Source organism: Pseudogemmobacter humi (genome assembly GCF_900609055.1).
In the GTDB taxonomy this organism is placed as follows: domain Bacteria; phylum Pseudomonadota; class Alphaproteobacteria; order Rhodobacterales; family Rhodobacteraceae; genus Pseudogemmobacter; species Pseudogemmobacter humi.
Genome location: NZ_UXAW01000058.1, coordinates 44,799 through 65,919, shown reverse-complemented (window position 1 = coordinate 65,919; position 21,121 = coordinate 44,799). Strand labels below are relative to the sequence as shown.

At 68.8% G+C, this 21,121-nt stretch carries 11 protein-coding genes; 6 read left to right on the top strand and 5 right to left on the bottom strand.

Annotation, left to right across the window (positions count from 1 at the left end):
* Positions 1–72 precede the first annotated feature (72 nt).
* Positions 73–1,671, top strand: coding sequence for a phosphoglycerate dehydrogenase (serA, locus tag XINFAN_RS09475; RefSeq protein WP_124086255.1), 1,599 nt, complete (start codon positions 73–75; stop codon positions 1,669–1,671).
* Positions 1,672–1,762: 91 nt separating this feature from the next.
* On the opposite strand, the gene gnd is transcribed toward serA, so the two are convergent.
* A complete protein-coding gene (gene gnd, locus XINFAN_RS09470) occupies positions 1,763–3,172 on the bottom strand; it encodes an NADP-dependent phosphogluconate dehydrogenase (protein WP_124086254.1) in 1,410 nt (469 codons plus the stop codon).
* A gap of 88 nt (positions 3,173–3,260) precedes the next feature.
* Here gnd and XINFAN_RS09465 point away from each other — a divergent pair, with 88 nt between their 5' ends.
* Positions 3,261–3,992, top strand: a complete 732-nt coding sequence (locus XINFAN_RS09465; RefSeq protein ID WP_124086253.1) for a metallophosphoesterase — start codon at positions 3,261–3,263, stop codon at positions 3,990–3,992.
* Between the two features lie 72 nt (positions 3,993–4,064).
* Positions 4,065–5,234, top strand: coding sequence for a beta-ketothiolase BktB (gene bktB / locus XINFAN_RS09460; RefSeq protein ID WP_124086252.1), 1,170 nt, complete (start codon positions 4,065–4,067; stop codon positions 5,232–5,234).
* Positions 5,235–5,618: 384 nt separating this feature from the next.
* Here bktB and pbpC read toward each other — a convergent pair whose 3' ends face one another.
* Together pbpC and XINFAN_RS09450 are read right to left on the bottom strand one after the other, a co-directional pair.
* Positions 5,619–7,652, bottom strand: a complete 2,034-nt coding sequence (gene pbpC / locus XINFAN_RS09455) for a penicillin-binding protein 1C (RefSeq protein ID WP_124086251.1) — start codon at positions 7,650–7,652, stop codon at positions 5,619–5,621.
* Between the two features lie 11 nt (positions 7,653–7,663).
* Positions 7,664–13,132: an alpha-2-macroglobulin family protein gene (locus tag XINFAN_RS09450; protein WP_124086250.1), complete on the bottom strand. Its 5,469-nt coding sequence runs from the start codon at positions 13,130–13,132 to the stop codon at positions 7,664–7,666.
* Between the two features lie 180 nt (positions 13,133–13,312).
* On the opposite strand from XINFAN_RS09450, the gene XINFAN_RS09445 reads away from it, so the two are divergent.
* Positions 13,313–15,871: a hybrid sensor histidine kinase/response regulator gene (locus tag XINFAN_RS09445; RefSeq protein WP_124086249.1), complete on the top strand. Its 2,559-nt coding sequence runs from the start codon at positions 13,313–13,315 to the stop codon at positions 15,869–15,871.
* A 414-nt stretch (positions 15,872–16,285) separates the two neighbouring features.
* On the opposite strand, the gene recQ is transcribed toward XINFAN_RS09445, so the two are convergent.
* Together recQ and XINFAN_RS09435 are read right to left on the bottom strand one after the other, a co-directional pair.
* The gene (recQ, locus tag XINFAN_RS09440) at positions 16,286–18,346 is read right to left on the bottom strand and encodes a DNA helicase RecQ (protein ID WP_124086248.1); all 2,061 of its coding nucleotides are present in this window, start codon (positions 18,344–18,346) and stop codon (positions 16,286–16,288) included.
* On the bottom strand, positions 18,346–18,633 hold the full coding sequence (locus XINFAN_RS09435) for a YggT family protein (RefSeq protein WP_124086247.1): 288 nt from the start codon (positions 18,631–18,633) through the stop codon (positions 18,346–18,348). The genes recQ and XINFAN_RS09435 overlap by 1 nt, the downstream gene beginning before the upstream one ends.
* A 139-nt stretch (positions 18,634–18,772) precedes the next feature.
* Here XINFAN_RS09435 and XINFAN_RS09430 point away from each other — a divergent pair, with 139 nt between their 5' ends.
* Both XINFAN_RS09430 and XINFAN_RS09425 read left to right on the top strand, forming a co-directional pair.
* Positions 18,773–19,312 (top strand): acyl-CoA thioesterase, encoded by a 540-nt coding sequence (locus tag XINFAN_RS09430; protein ID WP_124086246.1) that lies wholly within the window; start codon positions 18,773–18,775, stop codon positions 19,310–19,312.
* A gap of 320 nt (positions 19,313–19,632) precedes the next feature.
* Positions 19,633–21,120 (top strand): MFS transporter, encoded by a 1,488-nt coding sequence (locus XINFAN_RS09425; RefSeq protein WP_124086245.1) that lies wholly within the window; start codon positions 19,633–19,635, stop codon positions 21,118–21,120.
* The last annotated feature ends 1 nt before the right edge of the window (position 21,121 follow it).

Below are 21,121 nucleotides of genomic sequence, written 5' to 3'. Positions count from 1 at the left end.
GGCCTCTTCGCCAGCGAAGAGAGCCGTAAGGCTCGATGAGCGCCCCCCCATTTTCTTTAAAAGGAGCCCCCTATGGCCCGCCCCCGCGTTCTCGTCTCCGACAAACTTTCGGAAACCGCCGTCCAGATCTTCCGTGACCGTGGCGTCGATGTCGATTACCTGCCGGACCTCGGCAAGGACAAGGAAAAGCTCGCCCGGATCATCGGCGATTACGATGGCCTCGCCATCCGCTCGGCCACCAAGGTGACCGAGAAGCTGCTGGCCGGGGCCGACCGGCTGAAAGTCGTCGCCCGCGCCGGGATCGGCGTGGACAATGTCGACATTCCGGCCGCCTCGAAGAAGGGCGTGATCGTGATGAACACGCCGTTCGGCAATTCCGTCACCACCGCCGAACACGCCATCGCGCTGATGTTCGCGCTGGCCCGCCAGATCCCCGAGGCCAATGGCTCGACCCATGCCGGCAAATGGGAGAAGAACCGCTTCATGGGGGTCGAACTCTTCAACAAGACCCTCGGCGTGATCGGCGCCGGCAATATCGGCGGCATTGTCTGCGACCGCGCCGTGGGCCTGCATATGAAGGTGATCGCCTATGATCCCTTCCTGTCGGAAGAGCGCGCGAAGACCCTCGGCGTGACCAAGGTTGAGCTCGACGAGCTGCTGGCGCGCGCGGATTTCATCACTTTGCACGTGCCGCTGACCGACAAGACCCGCAATATCCTGTCGCGCGAGAATCTGGCGAAGACGAAGAAGGGCGTGCGGATCATCAACTGCGCCCGCGGCGGGCTGCTGGACGAGGCCGCGCTGAAAGACGCGCTGGACGCGGGCCATGTCGCCGGGGCCGCGCTTGATGTGTTCGAGGTCGAGCCTGCGGTCGACAATGTGCTGTTCAACCATCCGAACGTGGTGGTGACGCCGCATCTGGGCGCCTCGACCACCGAGGCGCAGGAGAATGTCGCGCTTCAGGTCGCCGAGCAGATGTCGGATTACCTGCTGACCGGCGCGGTGCAGAACGCGCTGAACATGCCCAATGTCACCGCCGAAGAGGCCGCCGTCATGGGGCCCTGGATCAGCCTCGCCGGCCATATCGGCAGCTTCATCGGCCAGATGACCGACGAGCCGGTGAAGGCGATCAACATCCTCTACGACGGGCGCGTGGCCGAGATGAACCTGCCCGCGCTGAACCAGGCGGTGATCGCGGGGGTGCTGAAGGCGCATAACCCCGACATCAACCTCGTCTCGGCGCCGGTGGCGGCGAAGGACAAGGGGATCCAGATCTCGACCACCCGCCAGGACAAGTCCGGCACTTTCGACGCCTATATCAAGGTGACGATGGTGACCGACTCGCGCGAGCGCTCGGTCGCGGGGACGGTGTTCTCGGACGGCAAACCCCGGTTCATCCAGATCAAGGGCATCAACATCGACGCCGAGATCGGCGCGCATATGCTTTATACGACGAACGACGACGTGCCGGGGATCATCGGTCTCTTGGGCATGACCATGGGCAAGAACAACGTCAATATCGCGAACTTTACCCTGGGGCGCAGCGCCGTAGGCGAGGATGCGATCGCGCTTCTGTATCTGGACGCGCAGGTCGATCCGAAGGTGGTGGCGACGCTGGAGGCGACCGGCATGTTCCAGCAGGTCAAGCCGCTCCGGTTCGACGTGGCGTAAGGGCGGCTGGCGTCGGAGCGGGGGTTTCACACCCCCGCACCCCCGTGGGATATTTAGAGACAGAAAATGAGAGGGGCCGGGAGGCCCCTTTTCACATGTGCTTGCCCCAGGGACCGTGCGGGATCGGTTTGCCGTCGAGCCTTTGGAAGCCGTGGGCGCCGAAGAAATCTCGTTGGGCCTGGAGCATGTTAGCGGTGCCGCGCGCGCTGCGCATCAGGTCGAACCAGGCGAGGCCCGAGGAGAGCGCGGGCAGGCCGTGGCCGTTCAGCGCGGCGCTCGCGGTCACGCGGCGGAGTGCGCCCTGGTGGCGTTGCAGCAGGGCGGCGAAGGCGGGGGAGAGGATCAGGTTGCGGGCGGGGTCTTCGCCGAGCGCCGCGGCCATCGGGTCGAGCATATCCGAGCGGATGATGCAGCCCGCGCGCCAGACCCTTGCGGCGGCGGACAGGTCCAGCCCCCAGCCCTGCGCCACCGATGCCGCGGCAAGCATGCCGAAGCCCTGGGCGTAGCACAGGATCTTGCCGGCGATCAGCGCGCCTTCCAGATCGGCAAGCGTCAGCGCTCCCCCGAGCGGCTGCGGGCCGGGGCCGAAGACCGCCTCTCCCGCGCGGCGCTCATTCAGCCGCGCCGAGACGTTGCGCGCCATCACCGCGGCCTCGATCACCGGCACCGGGGTGGCAAGGTGCTGCGCCTCGATCGCGGTCCAGCGGCCGGTGCCCTTCTGCCCGGCGGCGTCCAGGATCACGTCCAGCATGGCGGCGCCGGTCTCAGGGTCGGACGCACGGGCCACGGCGGCGGAAATTTCGATCAGGTAAGAGCGCAGCGGGCCTTCGTTCCAGGCCGCGAACACATCCGCGATCTCTGCGGCGCTCATCCCCATCCCGTCGCGCATCAGCCCATAGGCCTCGGCGATCATCTGCATATCGGCATATTCGATGCCGTTATGCACGGTCTTTACGAAATGGCCCGCCCCGCCCGGCCCCATCCAGGCGGCGCAGGGCGTGCCCTGGTGTCTGGCAGCGATGGCCTCCATCACCGGCCGCACCCTCTCCCACGCGGCTTTCGGCCCGCCGCCCATGATCGAGGGGCCGTGGCGCGCGCCCTCTTCGCCGCCCGAAACGCCGATCCCGAGGAAAGGGACACCTGCCGCTTCGGCCGTGGCCGCCCGGCGTTCGGTGTCGTGGAAATCGGCATTGCCGGCGTCGATGATCAGATCGTCCGGGCCCATCAGCGGCCGCAGCGCCGCGATCTGCTGATCGACCGCCTCCCCCGCCGGGATCATCAGGATAACCGCGCGCGGCGGGCGGATGGCCGCGACCAGATCTGTCAGGCTCTGTGTCGGGACGATCCGCGCGGCCAGCGCGCCCGCTCCGGCGTGGAAGGCTTCCGTCACCGCGCCGGTGCGGTTCCAGACCGCGATCCGGTGACCTTTCTCCGCGATGTTGAGCGCCAGCGCCGCCCCCATCACCCCCAGGCCGACCAGCCCGATCTCTGCCTGTTCCATCCGCTTTCTCCGCCCCGGCCTTGCGTTAGCGCAAACGCAGCTTTACCACCCTGCCCTGCTGGATACAAACGCCCGGAAGGAGACTCCCATGCGCAGCTATGCCATCGGCGACATTCACGGCCATCTCGATCTGCTCAAACGCGCGCATGAGCGGATCGCGGCCGATATGGCGGTGCATGGCCCGGCACCGGTGATCCATCTGGGCGATCTGGAGGACCGCGGCCCCGACAGCCGCGGGGTGATCGGCTGGCTGATGCAGGGCATCGCGCGCGGCGAGGACTGGGTGGTGCTGAAGGGCAATCACGACCGGCTGTTCACCCGCTTTCTGGGCGATCCCTGGTGGGAGGATCCGGGCCTGCCGCGCCCGCTGAACTGGCTGCACCCCCGGGTGGGGGGCGCCGAGACGCTCGCCTCTTACGGGGTGCGCGCGCCCGCCGACCGCCCGGTCGAGGCGGTGCATGCCGACGGGCGCGCGGCGGTCGATCCGGCGCATGTGGCTTTCCTTGAGGCCCTTCCGTCCCATCTTCTGCGCGGCGAGACGCTGTTCGTCCATGCCGGGATCCGCCCTGGCGTCGCGCTGGCCGAACAGACCGAGGACGATCTGGTCTGGATCCGTCAGGGCTTTCTCGACGATGCCCGGGACCATGGGCCGCTGGTGATCCACGGCCATACTTCCATCGACGCGCCGCTGCATTACGGCAACCGGGTGAACATCGATTCCTCGGCCGCCTACGGCGGGCCGCTGACCGCCATCGCCGTCGAGGGGCGCGAGGTGTTCCACCTGACCGACCTCGGGCGGGTGCCGCTGCTGCCCGGCTGAAGACGCAACGTCACGCTGCGGGCCGCGCGGGGTTTCGCGCTATGCTCTCCCCCGACGACAGAGGGAGAGATCATGACCGGCATCTTCATTCTTTCCGCCGCGCGCACCGCGGTCGGCACTTTCGGCGGCGCGCTGTCGGGCTTCGCGCCGCATGAGCTGGCGGTTCCCGCCGCGCGCGAGGCCGTCGCCCGCTCGGGCGTGGACCCCGCCGGGATCGACGCCGCGGTCTTCGGCCATGTGATCAACACCGGGCCGAAGGACATGTATCTCTCGCGGCTTGCCGCTCTGGGCGCCGGGATGGCCGAGGGCTCGGTCGCGATGAACGTCAACCGGCTTTGCGGCTCGGGCGTGCAGGCGGTGGTCTCGGCGGCACAGGCGCTGACGCTGGGCGAGGCGCAGATCGCGCTCGCCGGCGGGGCGGAATGTATGAGCCGCGCGCCCTATGCCCTGACCTCGGCGCGGTGGGGCCAGAAGATGGGCGACACAAGCGCCATCGACATGATGACCGGCGCGCTGACCTGTCCGTTCGGCACCGGCCATATGGGGGTGACGGCCGAGAATGTCGCCGCCCGCCACGGGATCAGCCGCGAGGATCAGGACGCTTTCGCGCTGGAAAGCCAGGCCCGGGCGGCGCGGGCCATCAGTGAGGGCCGGTTCGCGTCGCAGATCCTGCCGGTCGAGATCGCCGGGCGCAAGGGAACGGTTGTCTTCGAGACCGACGAGCACCCGAAACCCACCACCGCCGAGGGGCTGGCGAAGCTGAAACCCGCCTTCCGGAAGGACGGCACCGTCACCGCAGGGAATGCGAGCGGCATCAACGACGGCGCGGCGGCGCTGGTGCTGGCGCGCGAGGATGCGCTGGCCGGGCGCCGCCCGCTGGCGCGGATCATGGGCTGGACGGTCGCGGGGGTAGAGCCCGGAGTGATGGGCCTTGGCCCGATCCCGGCGGTGCAGGCGCTTTGCGCGAAGCTGGGCGTCACGCCGCAGAGCTTCGATCTGGTGGAATCGAACGAGGCTTTCGCCGCTCAGGCCATCGCGGTGAACCGGGCGCTGGATCTGGACCCGGCCCGGGTGAACCCGAACGGCGGCGCCATCGCGCTCGGCCATCCGGTGGGGGCGACCGGGGCGATCATCATCACCAAGGCGCTTTATGAGCTGGAGCGCATGGGCGGCAAAACCGCGCTGGTGACGATGTGCATCGGCGGCGGCCAGGGCATCGCGCTGGCGCTGGAACGGGTGTGACAGGCGGGGCCACGCCGCGCTGATAATCGGATGCAGGTCGTTCTGCGCTGACGCGACCGGGTGAGCTATGCGGTCCGGGAGATCGTTCCCCTGCCCGCTTTCGATCCCTTGATCAACACCGACGAAACCTCGGAAGCGGAGGATCCCTGGCCCGCAGCCGGCGCCCGGCCTGCTGACCTGCCCCCGCCGGGATCAGCTTCGACGAGACGCAGCAGGTGTTTGCCGGGTCGCGGCTGGCAGGAGCGGAATATTACTGCCGGGGAAAACAGGTTCCCGGGCTTTATTCCAACGGGGGTGCAAAGTTCGTCTGTATCAGCCAGGGCGCGGAAACATCGGCGCTGGTGAAGGCCGCGCCCGGGATCGGCGAGCAGCGCAGCGGTCAGCCTACCACAGCCGCACCCGGCTGCGGGCCGAGCGGCCCTCGGCGTCGATCACGCTCAGGGTGACAAAGCCGGTTCCGGGCAGCGCCAGCATGGTTTCGCGCTCGCGCAAGGCCACCGCGAGCGGTTGGCCATCGGCGAGCCAGGTGAAAGGCGCGGTGCCGCCCGAGACCTTCACCTTCAGCCCCGCGCGCAAGAGCTCCACCTCGGCGCCGTCGGGCGGGAAATCGAGCTTCGGCCCGCCCTCGGCCAGGAAGGCGGCCCCTCTCGGGCGGAAGCGTTGCAAGGGCTGCGGCAGTTTCCGGTTGGCGACCAGCAGCGTCGAGGCCGGGGCGGGCGGCTGCGGGTCCAGCGCCGGTTTCAGCCGCGAGAAGGCCTGGAACAGCACCGGCGCCGCAGTATCGGCGCCGAAGGCGCCCGGCACCGGCGTGCCGTCGGCGCGGCCCATCCAGACCCCGATCACATGCCGCCCGTCATAGCCGATCGCCCAGGCATCGCGGTGGCCGTAGGAGGTGCCGGTCTTGTAGGCCAGCCGGTTCGCGGGCGCGCCGGGCGGCGGCGCCAGCCCCGCGAGGATGTCGCCCACCTGCCAGGCCGCCACGGCGGAGACCAGCCGCTGGCCCTCGGCCGCCTCGCCCTCGCGCCAGATCAGCGGCCGGACCACGCCGCCCCGCGCCAGCGCCGCGTAAAGCTGCACCATGTCTTGCAGGCTGACCCCCACGCCGCCAAGCGCCACCGCAAGCCCCGGCTGATCGCCGGGGATGCGGTAGCCCATCTCGGCCTTGCCCATGGCCGAGATCAGCTTCGCCGGACCCATCGCATCGGTCAGCGCCACCACCGGGATGTTGAGCGACAGCTGCAACGCCTCGCGCAGCCGGATGTCGCCGCGATACTGGCGGTCGAAATTCTGCGGCGCATAGGTGCCGAAGCTCATCGGCCGGTCCGAGATCATCGTCTCGGGATGCGCCAGCCCCTCGTCGAAGGCCATGGCATAGACCAGCGGCTTCAGCGTCGAGCCGGGCGAGCGCAAAGCGGTGGTCATATCGACGAAACCCTGGCGCGCATCGTCGCGGAACCCGGCCGAGCCGACCGAGGCGAGGATTTCGCCGGATTTGTGATCGGCGACCACGATGGCGATCTGCAACTGCGCCGCCGCGCCCTGAACCGTCGCCGCGGCCAGCGTCTCAAGCCGTTTTTGCAGATCGAGATCCAGCGTCAGCCGATGCTCGCCCGCCAGCGGGTCCGCCGTCCGGGCGCGGTCCGCCAGATGCGGCGCATGGGCGGGAAAGGGTTTGCGCAGGCCGGGAACGGCTTCGGTGAACGCGGCTTCGGCCTCTTCCGCGTCGATCAGGCCGAAGCGCACCGCGCGTTCGAGCACCCGGTCGCGCGCAGCCCCGGCGCGGTCGGCCGCGCGGTCGGGGCGGCGGGTCTCGGGCGATTGCGGGATCGCGACCAGCAGCGCCGCCTCGGCCGGGGTCAGTCGCGCGGGCTCTTTGCCGAAATACGACAGCGAGGCCGCCCGCACCCCTTCGAGATTGCCGCCGAAAGGCGCAAGCAGCAGGTAAAGCGCCAGGATCTCATCCTTGGTCAGTTCGCGCTCCAGCTTCCAGGCGACGCGCATCTGCCGCAGCTTGCCGCCCATCTCGCCGGTGGTGCCCTCTTCCAGCAGCCGCGCCACCTGCATCGTCAGGGTCGAGCCGCCCGAGACCACCCGCCCGTTCCGCGCCGCCTGGGCGAAAGCCCGCGCCAAAGCATAGGGATCGACGCCCGAGTGATCGCGGAAGCGACGGTCCTCGTAGTTCAAAAGCATGTCGATATAGCGCGGATCGACCGAGGAGAGATCGGCGCGCAGCCGCCAGCGCCCGTCGGCCACCGTATAGGCGCGCACCAGCCGCCCCTCGCGGTCCTTCACCTCGACCGAGGTTTCCAGCACCAGCGGCGGCAGTCGGGTCGCATCCACCCAGGCGTCGAACGCATCGCGCCCGGTGGCGGCGAGCCAGAGCCCCGCCGCCAGCGCAAAGATCCAGCGCGCGCGCATGGCCCCCTGCCTCACTCCGCCCGGATGGTGACCGATCCCGCATCGGTGCGGGCACGGAAATCGGGGCGATACATATCCTCGACCGAGGCCGCCGGATGGTGGAAGGTGCCGGGGCTGATCGCCCGCACGATATAGGCCGCGCGGAAGCTGTTCTGCGAGGTCCAGTCCACCTGGGTGATGAAACGGTCCTGGCGGAACTCGGCATGTTTCGCGCTGTTCGAGACATCCTGGCCCTCAAACCCGTCGAGCCAGCCGAGTTGCGACACCGCGCCCCCGGAGATCAGGTTCGGGTTGTCGATCTCGAACCCGGCGGGCAGCGGATCGGCCACGATCAGACGGCCGTCCGAGTGATCCCAGGGCGTCACCGTCAGCACCGCCACCAGCCGGTCGCCGGTCTTCACCTGTTCGGGCGAGACCGGCTCGCCGTCCATCGTGTAATAGGCCCGCGTGATCGTATAGCCGTTGCCGCCCGCCGGTTCCGGCTCGGCCGGGATACCATAGGTGGTGACGGTGAGGATCGTGTCGCGCCCCTCGTTCTTCACCACGACCGGCGCGTCGCCGTCCGAGATGATCCGCACCAGCGGCCCCTCGGCCGGGGCGCCGTCGATGGTCACGCCCGAGACATCCGGCCGGTCGATCAGCGCATTGGTCGCCATCAGCGCCCAGGTCATCTCCTGGGTCGAGAGATGGCCCGACCGCCGCACCATCCGCGAGGTCAGTTCCTCGGCATCAAGCACGGTGCTGCCCGCCTCGACCGCGAGGGTCAGGATCGCGGCGGTATCGCGGTAGTTGGTGCCGTAATCGGCGCGCCAGATCTGGTCTTTCTCTTCCAGAGAGAGCGCCTCGATCCGGCTGCCCGCCTTGCGGAACATCGCATCCGCCCGCGCCTGATCGCCGTAAGAGGCCAGCGCCGCGCCAAGCTGGGCCTGGGCCAGCGGAGTGGCGAAATCATCACCCTTCACATCGGCGTAATAGCGCAGATCGCCGATCGCCGCTGCGCCTTCGCGCGCCAGCACCATCAGCGCATAGGCGAGGTCCGAGCCGCCGTCCCGGGTCTGCGCGTCGAATTGCGGCGCGTAGTTCACCCGGTTGCGCAGACTGGACAACGCGTTGCGGAACGCGAGATCCGGCACCGCATAGCCCTGCGCCCGCGCGCGGCTGAGGAAGTCGGTGACATAGGCATCCAGCCAGAAATCCCCCGAGCCGGGCGACCACAGGCCGAAGCCGCCGGACGAGCTTTGCCGGGTCAGGATCGCCGTCACCGCCTCATCGATGCGTTGCTGGATGTTCTCGGCGCCTTTCAGATCCATCACCCGCGCCACCTCGTCGAAGTAAAGCAGCGGCAGCGCGCGCGAGGTGATCTGTTCGGTGCAGCCATAGGGATAGCGGTCCAGCGCGGCCAGCATCCCCGGCGCGTTCAGCCGGGCCAGCGGGCCGATGGCCATGGTGGATTTGCCGGTGCCCGCGACCATATCGGCAAACACCGCCTGATCGAAGGTGAAGCTCTCGCCCGCTTTCAGATCGAAGCGCGAGATCTTGGCGATCTCGGGGTCGTTCACCTGCACCGGCAGCAGCAGATCCTTCACCAGCGCCTTGCCGTCGGGGGTGGTGAGCGTCACGGTGATCTTGTGCAGCCCCACCGCATCGGCGGTCACAGGAACCTCGATCACCTGTTTGCCCTTCTCGGCCAGGGTGATTTCCCCCGGCAGCGCGCCGAGCGTCACGCCATCGCCGCTCGCGGCCAGCGTCATCCGCCCCGCGGGGCCGGTGGCGTGGACGATTTCCAGCAGCAGGCGGCTTTCATCCCCCGGCGCCATGAAGCGCGGCAGCGAAGCGGTCACGACCACCGGATCGCGCACCAGCACGTCTTTCGACGCCTGGCCCACGCCGGTCTTCGACCAGGCCACCGCCATCAGCTTCACCGTGCCGTTGAACGAGGGCAGGTCGAACGAGGTCCGCGCATAGCCATCCGCGCCCACTTCGACCGGGCCGGTGAAATAGGCCACCAGTTCCTCGGTGGGGGGCGGAGCCTGGAGCCGGGCCTGGGCACCGGCGTCGCCGCCCGAGCGCACCTCTCCCTCGGCGCCGTTCAGCCCGTCGATCAGACGGCCGTAGATGTCGCGGATGCCGACGCCGAGCTTCCTTTGCCCGAAGAAATGGTCCTGCGGATCGGGCGCCCTGAAGGCGGTCAGGTTCAGGATGCCCTGATCGACCGCGGCGATGGTGACATAAGCCTTCTCGCCGGGCTGGACACCATCGACCTTCACCGCGACCTCCATCGTGCCGCGCGGGTCCACCTCGTCGGCGGCCTCGATCTGCGCGGCAAGCGCGCGCTTGCCCGGGTCGATCTTCGCGTAAGACAGGCCGAGCGCGCGCGAGGGCACGCGGCCCGCCGCAACGTCCATCGGCCGCAGCACCGAAGCGGTGACATAGACGCCCGCGCCCCAGTCGTCGGTGACGGTCAGCGGGATGATGTTCTCGCCCTCGGTCACTTCGACCGCCTTCATCTCGACCAGCCGGTTCGAGAGCACCGTGATCAGCGCGGTGCCGCCCGCGCGCGGCACGATGCGCAGCTCGGCCGTGTCGCCGGATTTATAGGCGGGCTTGTCGAGCGACAGTTCCAGCGTGTCGGGCGTCACCGAGACATCGGCGGGCGCATACCATCCGGCCCAGAAGGTGGTCGAGGTGACGGCGCTCTCGCCGCCGATCCGCTCGACCTTCAGCTCATATTCGCCCCAGCCGACGGCGGCGCCGATCTCGACCGGCCCGCTCCCGAGACTGGCGGTGCCTTCGGCCACCGCGCTGCGATATGTCACCGGCTCCCAATACCAGTTGCCGTAGCTCTGATACCATTGCCAGTCGTTCTCCAGCCGGGTGAGGGTCCATTTCACCTCCATCGGCGCGGGCGCGAGGTCGGGGCCGATGCCGATCAGCCGGAAGCGGGCGTCCGAGCCTTCGGCCACCACGCCGTCGAATTCGGGCTTCACCCCGATCAGCGCCGCGGCGGGCGTCACGTCCTTCTCCAGCCGCCGCTCGACCGGGCGGCCCGAGCCCTCGGACACCCGCACCACGACGCTCGCGGTCAGCGGCCGGTCGGCCTCTTCCACGTAAGGCAGGCTGACTTCGAGCCAGGCCTTGCCGTCCTCCAGCGTTTCAGCGACCGGGATGGACTGCATCACCGTATTGAACGACTGATCGTGACGGCCGAAAACATAGCCCGGCCAGGACGCCAGCCCCTGGGCCGCGCGCAGCAGAACCTCGCCCTCGATGGCCAGCCCGCCCGCCGGGGCGCCGAACAGATATTTCGCGTCCAGCGTGACCTCCATCACCGGCTCGGCCAGCGAGAGGGGGCTGTCCGGCGCGGTCAGGGTGAAGTCGATCCGCTCGGGCAGGAAATCCTCGACGAGGAAGGTCTTGCGGGTCAGCGCCCCGGCCTCGGGGTCGGCATGAACGGCCAGCGTCCAGACGCCGCGCGGCGCGGAACCGGCGACCGGAAGCTGGAACACATAGCCGCCGGCGCCCGCATCCGTCACCTGCTGACGCGAATATTCCACCCCGTCGGGGCGGGTCAGGATCGCGGTCAGCGGCAGGCCCTCGACCGCCTCGGCGGTGGGATCGCGCGCGATGGCGGTGGCATAAACGGTTTCTCCGGCGCGATAGGCGCCGCGTTCGGTGGTCAGGAACACATCCACCGGCGGCGCGGGCTCGCGCCCCTCGACGCCGCGGTCGGACAGATCGAACTCGGGATCGGTCAGCGACAGGAAGGAGATGTCCTCCTCCCCCTCGCGCACAATCACCATCGCAGCCGTTGCACCGCCCTGGCCGCGCAAGAGGCCGGGCTCGAACCGTGCGTAACCCTGGTCGTCGGTCGCCGCGCTGGCCAGCACGCTGTTCGAGCGGCTCAGCAGATCGACCGTCACCCCGGGTTTCGCCCCGGCGCTGGCGAGGCTGCGCACGAAGACATGCAGCCCGTCGACCCCGGACATGGTGGTCACGCCCAGATCCGAGATCACGAACCATTGCCAGGCGGGCGGGAAGTCATAGCTGTCCACCCCCGGAATCGCCGCGCGCAGGGCGTAGATCCCGGCCTCGCGCCCGGCCAGCGCCTCGTTCATCGGCAGGCGGGTGGTCACATCGCGGTTGACCTCGCGCGTCAGCGTGGCCGCGCCGTCCCAGACCTTCTCGCCGATATCGCCCTCGAAGCCGTATTCCTGGTAATAGGCCATCGGCGAGCCGAAATAGCTTTCCTGGATGGCGCGCAGCATGTTGCGGTCGGTGACGCGGTAAAGTTGCAGCTCCAGCTTGTCGGTGTTCACCGTCTCGACCGGCAGCGCCGCGTCACCGGTGTTCGGGAGCACATAGCCGCGGCCCGGGAAGCGCACCGCCGGATTGCGGTCGCGGATGTACATCGTCAGTTCGATATCCTTGGCCAGTTGCTGGCCGTCGGCGGCGGGCAGCCCCTCGCGGAAGGTCAGGACATAGCGCTCGCCATGGCTGACCCCGGTCACGCAAAGCTGGCGCCGGTCGGGCATCTCGACCGCGAGCCCCGTGGCGGGCATGCGGATGTAATCGCTGTATTCCACCCCGGTTTCGACCAGATCCTCGGTGAAGCGCGCGCAGATCCGCGGGCGCGCGAGATCGGCCTCGACCACATGCTCCTCGATGCGGAACCCATATTTGCCGATCGCCTGATCGAGCAGCGCCGCGGTGTCGGAGCGGTTCTGGAGCGACTGCGCCAGCCGCAAGGCCTGGACCATCTCGCGCCCGTTGCCGCGCTGTTCCATCACCATGGCCATCTGCACCAGGATCGAATGGCGCAAAGCGGGCGATTCGGCGCGCAGATAGCCGTTCACCGCCGCGTAATAGGCGCGCTCCAGATACCAGTGGCGGTTGTTCTCGTTGCCTTCCGCCGCGAGAGCGGCGCGACGGGCGTATTCCAGCCACAGATCGGCGCGGTCCCCGACGTTCAGCGCCGCGCCGGTGAAGGCGGTCGCCATGGTCCAGTCGTTGCGCGACTCGGCCTCGGCGGCCGATTGCAGATGCTCATCGACCGTCCATTCGCCGCTGGTATGGGTGCGGCCAAGCTCGGCGGCAATCCACCGCGCGGCCTCCATCTCGTAATCGGCCAGGAAGCTCAGCTCGCCGCGCCGCGTCTTCGCCAGCGCCTCGGCCTCTGGCGCGGCATCGATGATTCGCGCCGAAAGCGCGCCCTGGAAATAAGCCGACGCCCCGGGATCCGCCTTCAGAAAGCAGCTGCCGTTGCGGCTGTTGAAGGTGAAGGCCTCGCAGCGGCTGTTGGTGAGGCAGGCGCGTTCGCAGGCCTCGACATCGGTGTCGAAGACCGAGGAAATGTCGCCTCCGGGCAGGTCGCTGTCCTGAAGCACCACCGAACGGCGGTCGGGAATCAGATCCTGCGCCGGCGCGATCCCCGGAATGGCCAGCATTGCTGCCGCGACAAACGCCCTGACGAACCCGGTCATCACTCATCCTCCCGATCAACTGCGGACAGTTTCGCACGGGCTCCGGCACCGGACAAGCGCCAGCGCATCCGGTGTTCCCCGTCAGCGTTAAGTGTTGGTTCACTTTGTCCGGTGAATCTAGTGGCGAAAACCGGATGTCTCGCCCCCTGGCGGACGGCAGCCCCTGAACCGACGGCCCGAATGGAACTGACCGAGAAACTTGCTCTGGAACGGCGCGCGCGGCTGGCCGCGGAACGGCTCCTGGAAAAGCGCACGCGCGAGCTGTTCGCCGCCAACGAAAAGCTGGCGCTGCACGCCCGTTCGCTCTCGGACCAGATCGTCGAACAGCGCGAGGTGGTGCGCCATGCGAAGGATGAGGCCGCCACCCTGAAGGGCGAGCGGCGGCGGGTGCTGAGCGACCTGGAGCGCGCCCATTCCGCCGCCGTCATGGCCGAACGGCGGCTGTGGGAATCGATCGACACGTTCCGCGACGGTTTCGCGGTGTTCGATTCGTCCCTGATGCTGGTGACGGGGAACCGCGCCTTCAGCCGCTCGTTCGGCGATCTGCGGCTGGAGCCGGGCGTCAGCTACGGCCAGCTTCTGCATGAGGTGGTCCGCCGCGGCCTCGTGGAGCCCGGCGGTCTCGGCCCCCAGGCCTGGATCCGCGAGATGAACGAAAGGCTGGACCAGGATCCGATCCCCGACCGGGTGGTGAAACTTTCGAACGGCTCGTGGATCCGGCTGACCGACCGCCGCGCCCAGGACGGCGATCTGGTCTGCCAGGCCATCAACATCACCGAACAGATGCGCATCTGGGCCGCCATCGAGGCGATCCCCGACGGTTTCGTGCTTTTTGACAGAGAGGACAGGCTGGTGATCTGCAACCAGAGCTATCGCGACATTTACAAGACCTCGGCCCCGATCATCGCGCCGGGCGTCAGCTTCGAGGAAATCCTGCGCCACGGCCTGAGCATGGGCGAATACCCCGAGGCCGGGGGCCGCGAGGAGGACTGGCTCGCCGAGCGGATGGCCCAGCACCGCAGCCCCTCGTCCGAGGGCGAGCAGCAGCTCAGCGGCGGGCGCTGGCTGCGCACCATCGACAAGGAAACCCCCGACGGGGGCCGCGTCGGCCTGCGGGTGGACATCACCCAGTTGCGCGCCCAGGCCGCCGCGCTGGAAGCCGCCCGCCAGGCCGCCGAGGCCGCGAACCGGGCGAAATCGGCCTTTCTCGCCAATATGAGCCACGAGATCCGCACGCCGATGAACGGCGTCGTCGGCATGGCGGAACTGTTGTGCGACACCGCGCTGTCGGACGAGCAGCGCCTCTTCGCCGAGACGATCCGCTCCTCGGGCGAGGCGCTGCTGGTCATCATCAACGACATTCTCGACTATTCCAAGATCGAGGCCGAGCGGCTGACGCTGCACCCCGAGGCCTTCGATCTGGAGCGCGTCATCCATGAGGTGACGATGCTTTTGCAACCGCGCGCCCAGGCCCGGGGCCTCGATCTGATGATCGACTACGACGTGTTCCTGCCCACCCGCTACATCGGCGATCCGGGGCGGCTGCGCCAGGTGCTGACCAATCTGATCGGCAATGCGGTGAAATTCACCGAGACCGGCCATGTGCTGACCCGCGTCGTCGGGCTGGAGGTCGAAGACGGCCGCCACCAGCTGCACGTCACCGTCGAGGACACCGGCATCGGCATCCCGCCCGAACACCTCGACCACATCTTCGGCGAGTTCAACCAGGTCGAGGACGAGCAGAACCGCAAATACGAGGGCACCGGCCTCGGCCTCGCCATCACGCGGCGGCTGATCGAGCGGATGGAGGGCGCGGTCTGGGTCGACAGCGAGCCCGGGAAGGGCTCGGTCTTCGGCTTCCGCGTCACCCTGCCGGTGGCGGAAAGCGCCGAAGCCCCCCGCCTGCCCGTCACCATCACCACGGCGATGGTGGTGGACGATCAGTTCATCAACCGCACCATCCTGGAACGCCAGCTCACCTCCTGCGGGATCGAGGTCGCGCTCTGCCGCTCGGGCGCCGAGGCGCTGGCGCTGATCGAAGACGGGGCGCGGCCCGATGTGGTGCTGACCGACCACGACATGCCCGGGATGGACGGGCTGACGCTCGCGCTGAAGCTGCGCGAGGCCGGCTACGACCAGCCGGTGGTGCTCCTGTCCTCGAACCCCGCCGCCGCGCGCGAGAGCGAGGGCGCGGCGGCGATCGACGTGATCTTGCAAAAACCGCTCCTGCGCGCCGATCTCTATCGTCAGTTGCAGACCCTGACCCTGCCGGTCGCCACGGCGGTCGAAGAGCCGCCGCCCGCGCCCGCGGAGGCCGAGCTGCGCCCGATGCGGGTGCTGGCGGCCGAGGACAACAAGACCAACCAGCTGGTGTTTCAGAAGATGGTGCGCAGCATGGACATCGAGCTGCGCTTCGCCGCCGACGGGCGCGAGGCGCTGGCGGCCTGGCGCGACTTCCGCCCCGATCTGATCTTCATGGACATTTCCATGCCCGAGATGGACGGCAAACAGGCCGCAAGCGCCATCCGCACCGCCGAGGCCGCCGAAGGCCTGCCGCGGGTGCCGATCCTCGCGCTGACCGCCCATGCGATGGACGGCGATTCGGGTGGCATCCTCGCCGCGGGGATCGACCGGCACCTGACCAAACCGCTGCGCCGCTCGGAAATCTGCGCCGCGCTGGCGGAATACCAGCCCGCCGCCTGCCGCCCCGCCGACCCCGGCACCAGCGACGCCGCCTGAGGCGCCGGGCGGCTCCCTGGCCCCGGACAGATGCGCCGCCCCGGCCCGGCCCGCCGGGCGAAAACGACAAAATGCACCGCCCGATCGAAGGCGGCGCCCCCTTTCACGCCCCCACTGGCCCGACCGCTCCACGCCGTTGCGTCCTCGCGACCAGAGCAACCGGATCCCGCTGGTGACGGCGATCCGCTTCTGTTCGGGGCCGGTCTCGCAAGACACGCCGCCCCGATACCGCTCCCGGCTGCCTGCACCGGCGTGCGCGCCGCGCTGACAGGCAGGGTGACAACGGATGGAGCAAACGCCGTGACGGATCCGGGGGCTTCGGTGAGCGGTGAGCGGTGAGCGGTGAGCGGTGAGCGGTGAGCGGTGAGCGGGCCATCCACCCGCCGGGGGCCGGTGCAACAGTCTCGCCGCGTCTCAGCCCTCGCCTTCACCGTGCAGGATCGCCAGAAAGGCCGTGCCGAAGCGTTCGGCCTTTTGCGGCCCCATGCCCTGGATGCGCTCCAGTTCCGCGAGGGTCCGCGGGCGGCGCTCGGCGATCTGACGCAAAGTCGTGGCCGTGCAGGACAGGTGCTTGCCGGTGCCGTCCGGCCCACGCGCCAGCCGCAACTGCGCGGCGGACAGCCGGTCGAAGACCGCGCCTTCGGAACGCCCCGCCAGCGCCATCCGCGCCGGATGCGGCGCCTCGGCCGCGCCCGCGATCACGTCCAGAAAAGCCAGACCGTAGCTTTCCAGCTTCTTCGCCCCCACGCCGGTGATCCCGGCCATCTGGTCCAGCGTCTCCGGCCGCCGAGTCGCCATTTCGATCAGCGTCCGGTCGGCGAAGATCACATAGGCCGGCACCCCCGCCGCCTCGGCCAGCGCCCGCCGCCGCGCCTTCAGCGCCGACAGCAGCGGCGCATCCTCCTCCGCGACCAGCGCCTTCACCGCATATTTCGGCGCCGGGGCCTGGGGGCGGCGCAGCACAACGCTTTCCTCGCCGCGCAAAACCGGGCGGGCGGCCTCGGTCATCCGCAGGGCGCCGTGGCGCTCGATATCGGGGCGCAGCAGATCGCGGCCCATCATCTGGAGGAACACCCCGTTCCAGGCCGCTTTCGACAGATCCCGCCCGACGCCGAAGGTCGGCAACTGGTCATGGCTGCGGGCGCGCACCTTCTCGGTCGCGCTGCCGGTCAGGATATCGATCAGATGGCCCGCGCCATAGCTTTCGCCGGTGCGCAGCACGGCGGACAATGCCTTGCGCACGGCCTCGGTGGCGTCGAACGTCGCCGGCGGGCTCTCGCACAGATCGCAGTTGCCGCAGGGATCCGCCGTCTCGCCGAAATAGCCCAGCAGCACCTGGCGGCGGCAGGCCAGGGCCTCGGCCAGCCCGAGCAGCGCGTTCAGCCGCCCGTGGTCCGCCATCTTGCGTTCCACCGGCGCGGCGCCTTCGTCGATCTGGCTGCGGCGGTAGCGGATGTCCTCGGCGCCGTAGAGGGTCAGCGTCTCGGCCGGGGCGCCGTCGCGGCCGCCGCGGCCGATCTCCTGATAATAGGACTCGATCGATTTCGGCAGATCGGCATGGGCGACCCAGCGGATATCGGGCTTGTCGATCCCCATGCCGAAAGCCACCGTCGCCACCACGATCAGCCCGTCGTCGCGCTGGAAGCGGATCTCGACCGCGCGCCGCTCTCCGGCCTCCATCCCGCCGTGGTAATGCAAAGCGTCATGCCCGGCCTCGCGCATCGCCGCCGCCAGGCTCTCGGTCCGCGCGCGGGTGCCGCAATAGACGATGCCGGACTGGCCGCGTCGCGCGCCCGCGAAACGCAGAATCTGCTCGCGCGGCCCGTCCTTCGGCGCGAAGGCGAGGTGGATGTTCGGCCTGTCAAACCCGCGCAGGAAGGTGGCGGGGGCCTCAGCGCCGAACAGCCGCGTGACGATCTCGGCCCGGGTTTCCTCGTCGGCGGTGGCGGTGAAGGCCGCCAGCGGCACGTTCAGCGCCCGTTTCAGCTCGCCGATGCGCAGATAATCGGGGCGGAAGTCGTGGCCCCACTGGCTGACGCAATGCGCCTCGTCCACCGCGATCAGCGAGACCCCGGCGCGGCGCAGAAGCGAGACCGTCGCGCCCGAGGCCAGCCGCTCGGGCGCCATATAGAGGAGTTTCAGCCGCCCCTCGTCCAGAGCGCGCAGGACGCCCGCGTTTTCCTCATCGCTGTTGCCGGAGGTCAGCGCCCCCGCTTCGACCCCGGTCTCGCCAAGAGCGCGCACCTGGTCGCGCATCAGCGCGATCAGGGGCGAGATCACCAGGGTAACACCGGGCCGGCAGAGCGCAGGCAGTTGATAGCACAGGGATTTTCCGCCCCCGGTGGGCATGATCGCCAAAGTGTCGCGCCCGGCGCTGACGGCGGCGACGATCTCTTCCTGGCCGGGGCGGAAGGCCGGAAAGCCGAAGATCTCCGCCAGCAGCGCGGCGGGCGTTGGCCGGGCGCCGTCGGCCATCAGTAGAAGGCGGCGGCGTTGTTCATCAGCACGATGCGCAGCGCATAGATCGCGACCAGCACGATCAGCGGCGCGAAATCGATCCCTGCCGTGGCCGGGATCAGCCGGCGCACCCTGTCATAGACCGGCTCAAGGAAACGGTTCAGCCCATACCAGATCTGCGCCACCAGCGGCTGGCGGATGTTCAGCACCTGGAAGTTGATCAGCCAGGACAGGATCACATGCGCGAGCACAACGAATTGCGCAATGTCGAGGATCAGCATCAATATCTGGAAAAGCGACGTCATCCCGGTCCTCATGCGGCTGGCTGCACCAGAGGTAGCGCGGGCGCCTGCCGAGGGCAATCCCCAGGGCAGCGGACGCGGGGTCAGTCTTGACCTTCGCTCCGGCTTTCGCGAGACCGCCCGGGTCCGCAGGAGAACGCCGATGTATCCCTGGTTTCGCATGATGAAGGATGTGCTGCGCGCCCGCCGCGCCACGCCGCTGACCCCGTTCCAGCCCCATATCAGCCGCCACATCTGCTGGCCCTGGGACATCGACCCCTGGCTGGAGCTGAACAACGGCCGCACGCTGACGCTTTACGATCTGGGCCGGCTGCCTCTGGGCGAGCGCACCGGCCTGCACCGGATCGCGAAAGCGAAACGCTGGGGCATGGCGGTCGCAGGCGCCTCGGTGCGCTACCGCCGCCGCATCCGCCCCTTCCGGCGCTTCACCATGAAGACCCGGCTGATCGGCTGGGACGCGCGCTTCGTCTATATGGAGCAAAGCATGTGGCTGGGCGAGGAATGCGCCTCGCATGTGCTGATCCGCTCGGCGATCACCCGCGGCGCGCGCGGCATCGTGGCCCCGTCCGAAATGGCGCTGGCGCTTGGCCTGCCGCCGGAAAGCCCGGCGCTGCCCGCCTGGGTGGAGGCCTGGATCCAGGCCGAAGCCACGCGGCCCTGGCCCCCGATGGCGGATATCTGATCACGCGCCCGGACCGGCCGCCGCTGACAGGGCGCGCCGCGCGAGGAAACATTTGGCCAACAAGATCGTGTCATATCGTTCCGAGCGAGGCCCGTGCTGAAATACATCTGTCCCGACGGAACCCATTGCTACCGCGCCATCCGCACCGCGCATGCGGCTTTCCGCAACAGGCAGGGCGGCTGATCGCCCGGGCCTTTACGGGTTCGGGATCATAGGGTTTGAGCCCCCGGCCCCCGGCCGGTTCTGCGACTGACCACCGCGACGCGCTTGCGCCCGGGACCGTTTCGCGATTCACTCCGGTCCAAACAGAGGGCGGGTGAATGGTCAGTGCAAAGAAACGGATCTGGGGCTGGTATTTCTTCGACTGGGCCAGCCAGCCCTATAACACGCTGCTTCTGACCTTCATCTTCGGCCCCTATTTCGCCGAGGTCGCCCGCGGCTATTACATGGGCCAGGGGCTGGAGGCCGACGATGCCAGCGCCGCCGCCCAGAGCTTCTGGGGCTGGGGCATCGCCGCCTCTTCGGTGATCATCGCGGTGCTGGCGCCGATTCTCGGCGCGGTGGCGGATTCGACCGGGCGGCGGCTGATCTGGGTCTGGGTGTTCTCGGCCTGCTACGTCGTCGGGGCCTGGGCTTTGTGGTGGGTGGCGCCGGGGGGCGAGGCCGGTGTGCTTTACTGGGCCGTCGCGTTCTTCGGCCTCGGCTTCATCGGCATGGAATTCGCCACGATCTTCACCAATGCGCTGATGCCCACGCTGTCGGATCACGAGGAACTGGGAGCGATCTCGGGGTCGGGCTTCGCCTTCGGCTATCTCGGCGGCCTGATCGCGCTGGTGATCATGCTGGGCCTCTTCGTCCCCAATCCCGAAGTTCCGTCCGCAAGGGATATGGAAGCGGCCTCGGCGCTGGAAGAAGGCGAGCCGCTGGTTCCGGTCGAGGAATCCCTCGCGGGCGTGGAGCCGGCCGCAGAGGACGGGGAAGCCCCGGGCGTGCGCACCTATCTCGGCGTTCCCCCGCTGCTTGGAGAGGACAGCGAGACCCGGATCGGCACCCGCATCGTCGGCCCGTTCACCGCGGTCTGGTATATCGTCTTCATGATCCCGTTCTTCCTCTGGGTGCGTGAGCCCCGCACCCAGGCCCGGCCGCTGCAAATGGGGCGCGCGATGGCAGAGCTGAAAAGCCTGCTGGTCTCGCTGCGCTTCCGCCGCAGCCTGACCGCCTATCTCGGCTCGTCGCTTCTGTATCGCGATGCGCTGAACGCGCTTTACGCCTTCGGAGGCGTCTATGCCTCTGGGGTGCTGGGCTGGTCGATCGGCCAGATCGGCATTTTCGGCATCGTCGGCGCGGTGGCCGCCGTGGGCGCGGCCTGGCTCGGCGGCCGCGCCGACCGCGCCTTCGGGCCCCGCCCGGTGATCGCCTTCTCTATCGTCGTGCTGATCCTCGTCTGCCTCGTGCTGGTCGGCATGACGCGCGACGGGGTCTGGGGCATCGCCCTCGACCCGGCCTCGTCCGCGCCGGACAATCTGTTCTTCCTTTGCGGCGCGCTGATCGGAGCGGCGGGCGGCTCGGTCCAGGCCGCAAGCCGGACGATGATGGTGCGCCATACCACCCCCGAACGCGCGACCGAGGCCTTCGGCCTGTTCGCGCTGTCGGGCAAGGTGGCCAGCTTCATCGCCCCCGCCATGATCGCGCTGGCGACCTGGGCCAGCGGCTCGCAACGGATCGGCATCTCGCCGCTGATCGGGCTGTTTCTCCTCGGCCTGATCCTGCTGGCCTTCGTCAACCCCAAAGGGGAGCAGTCACGATGAA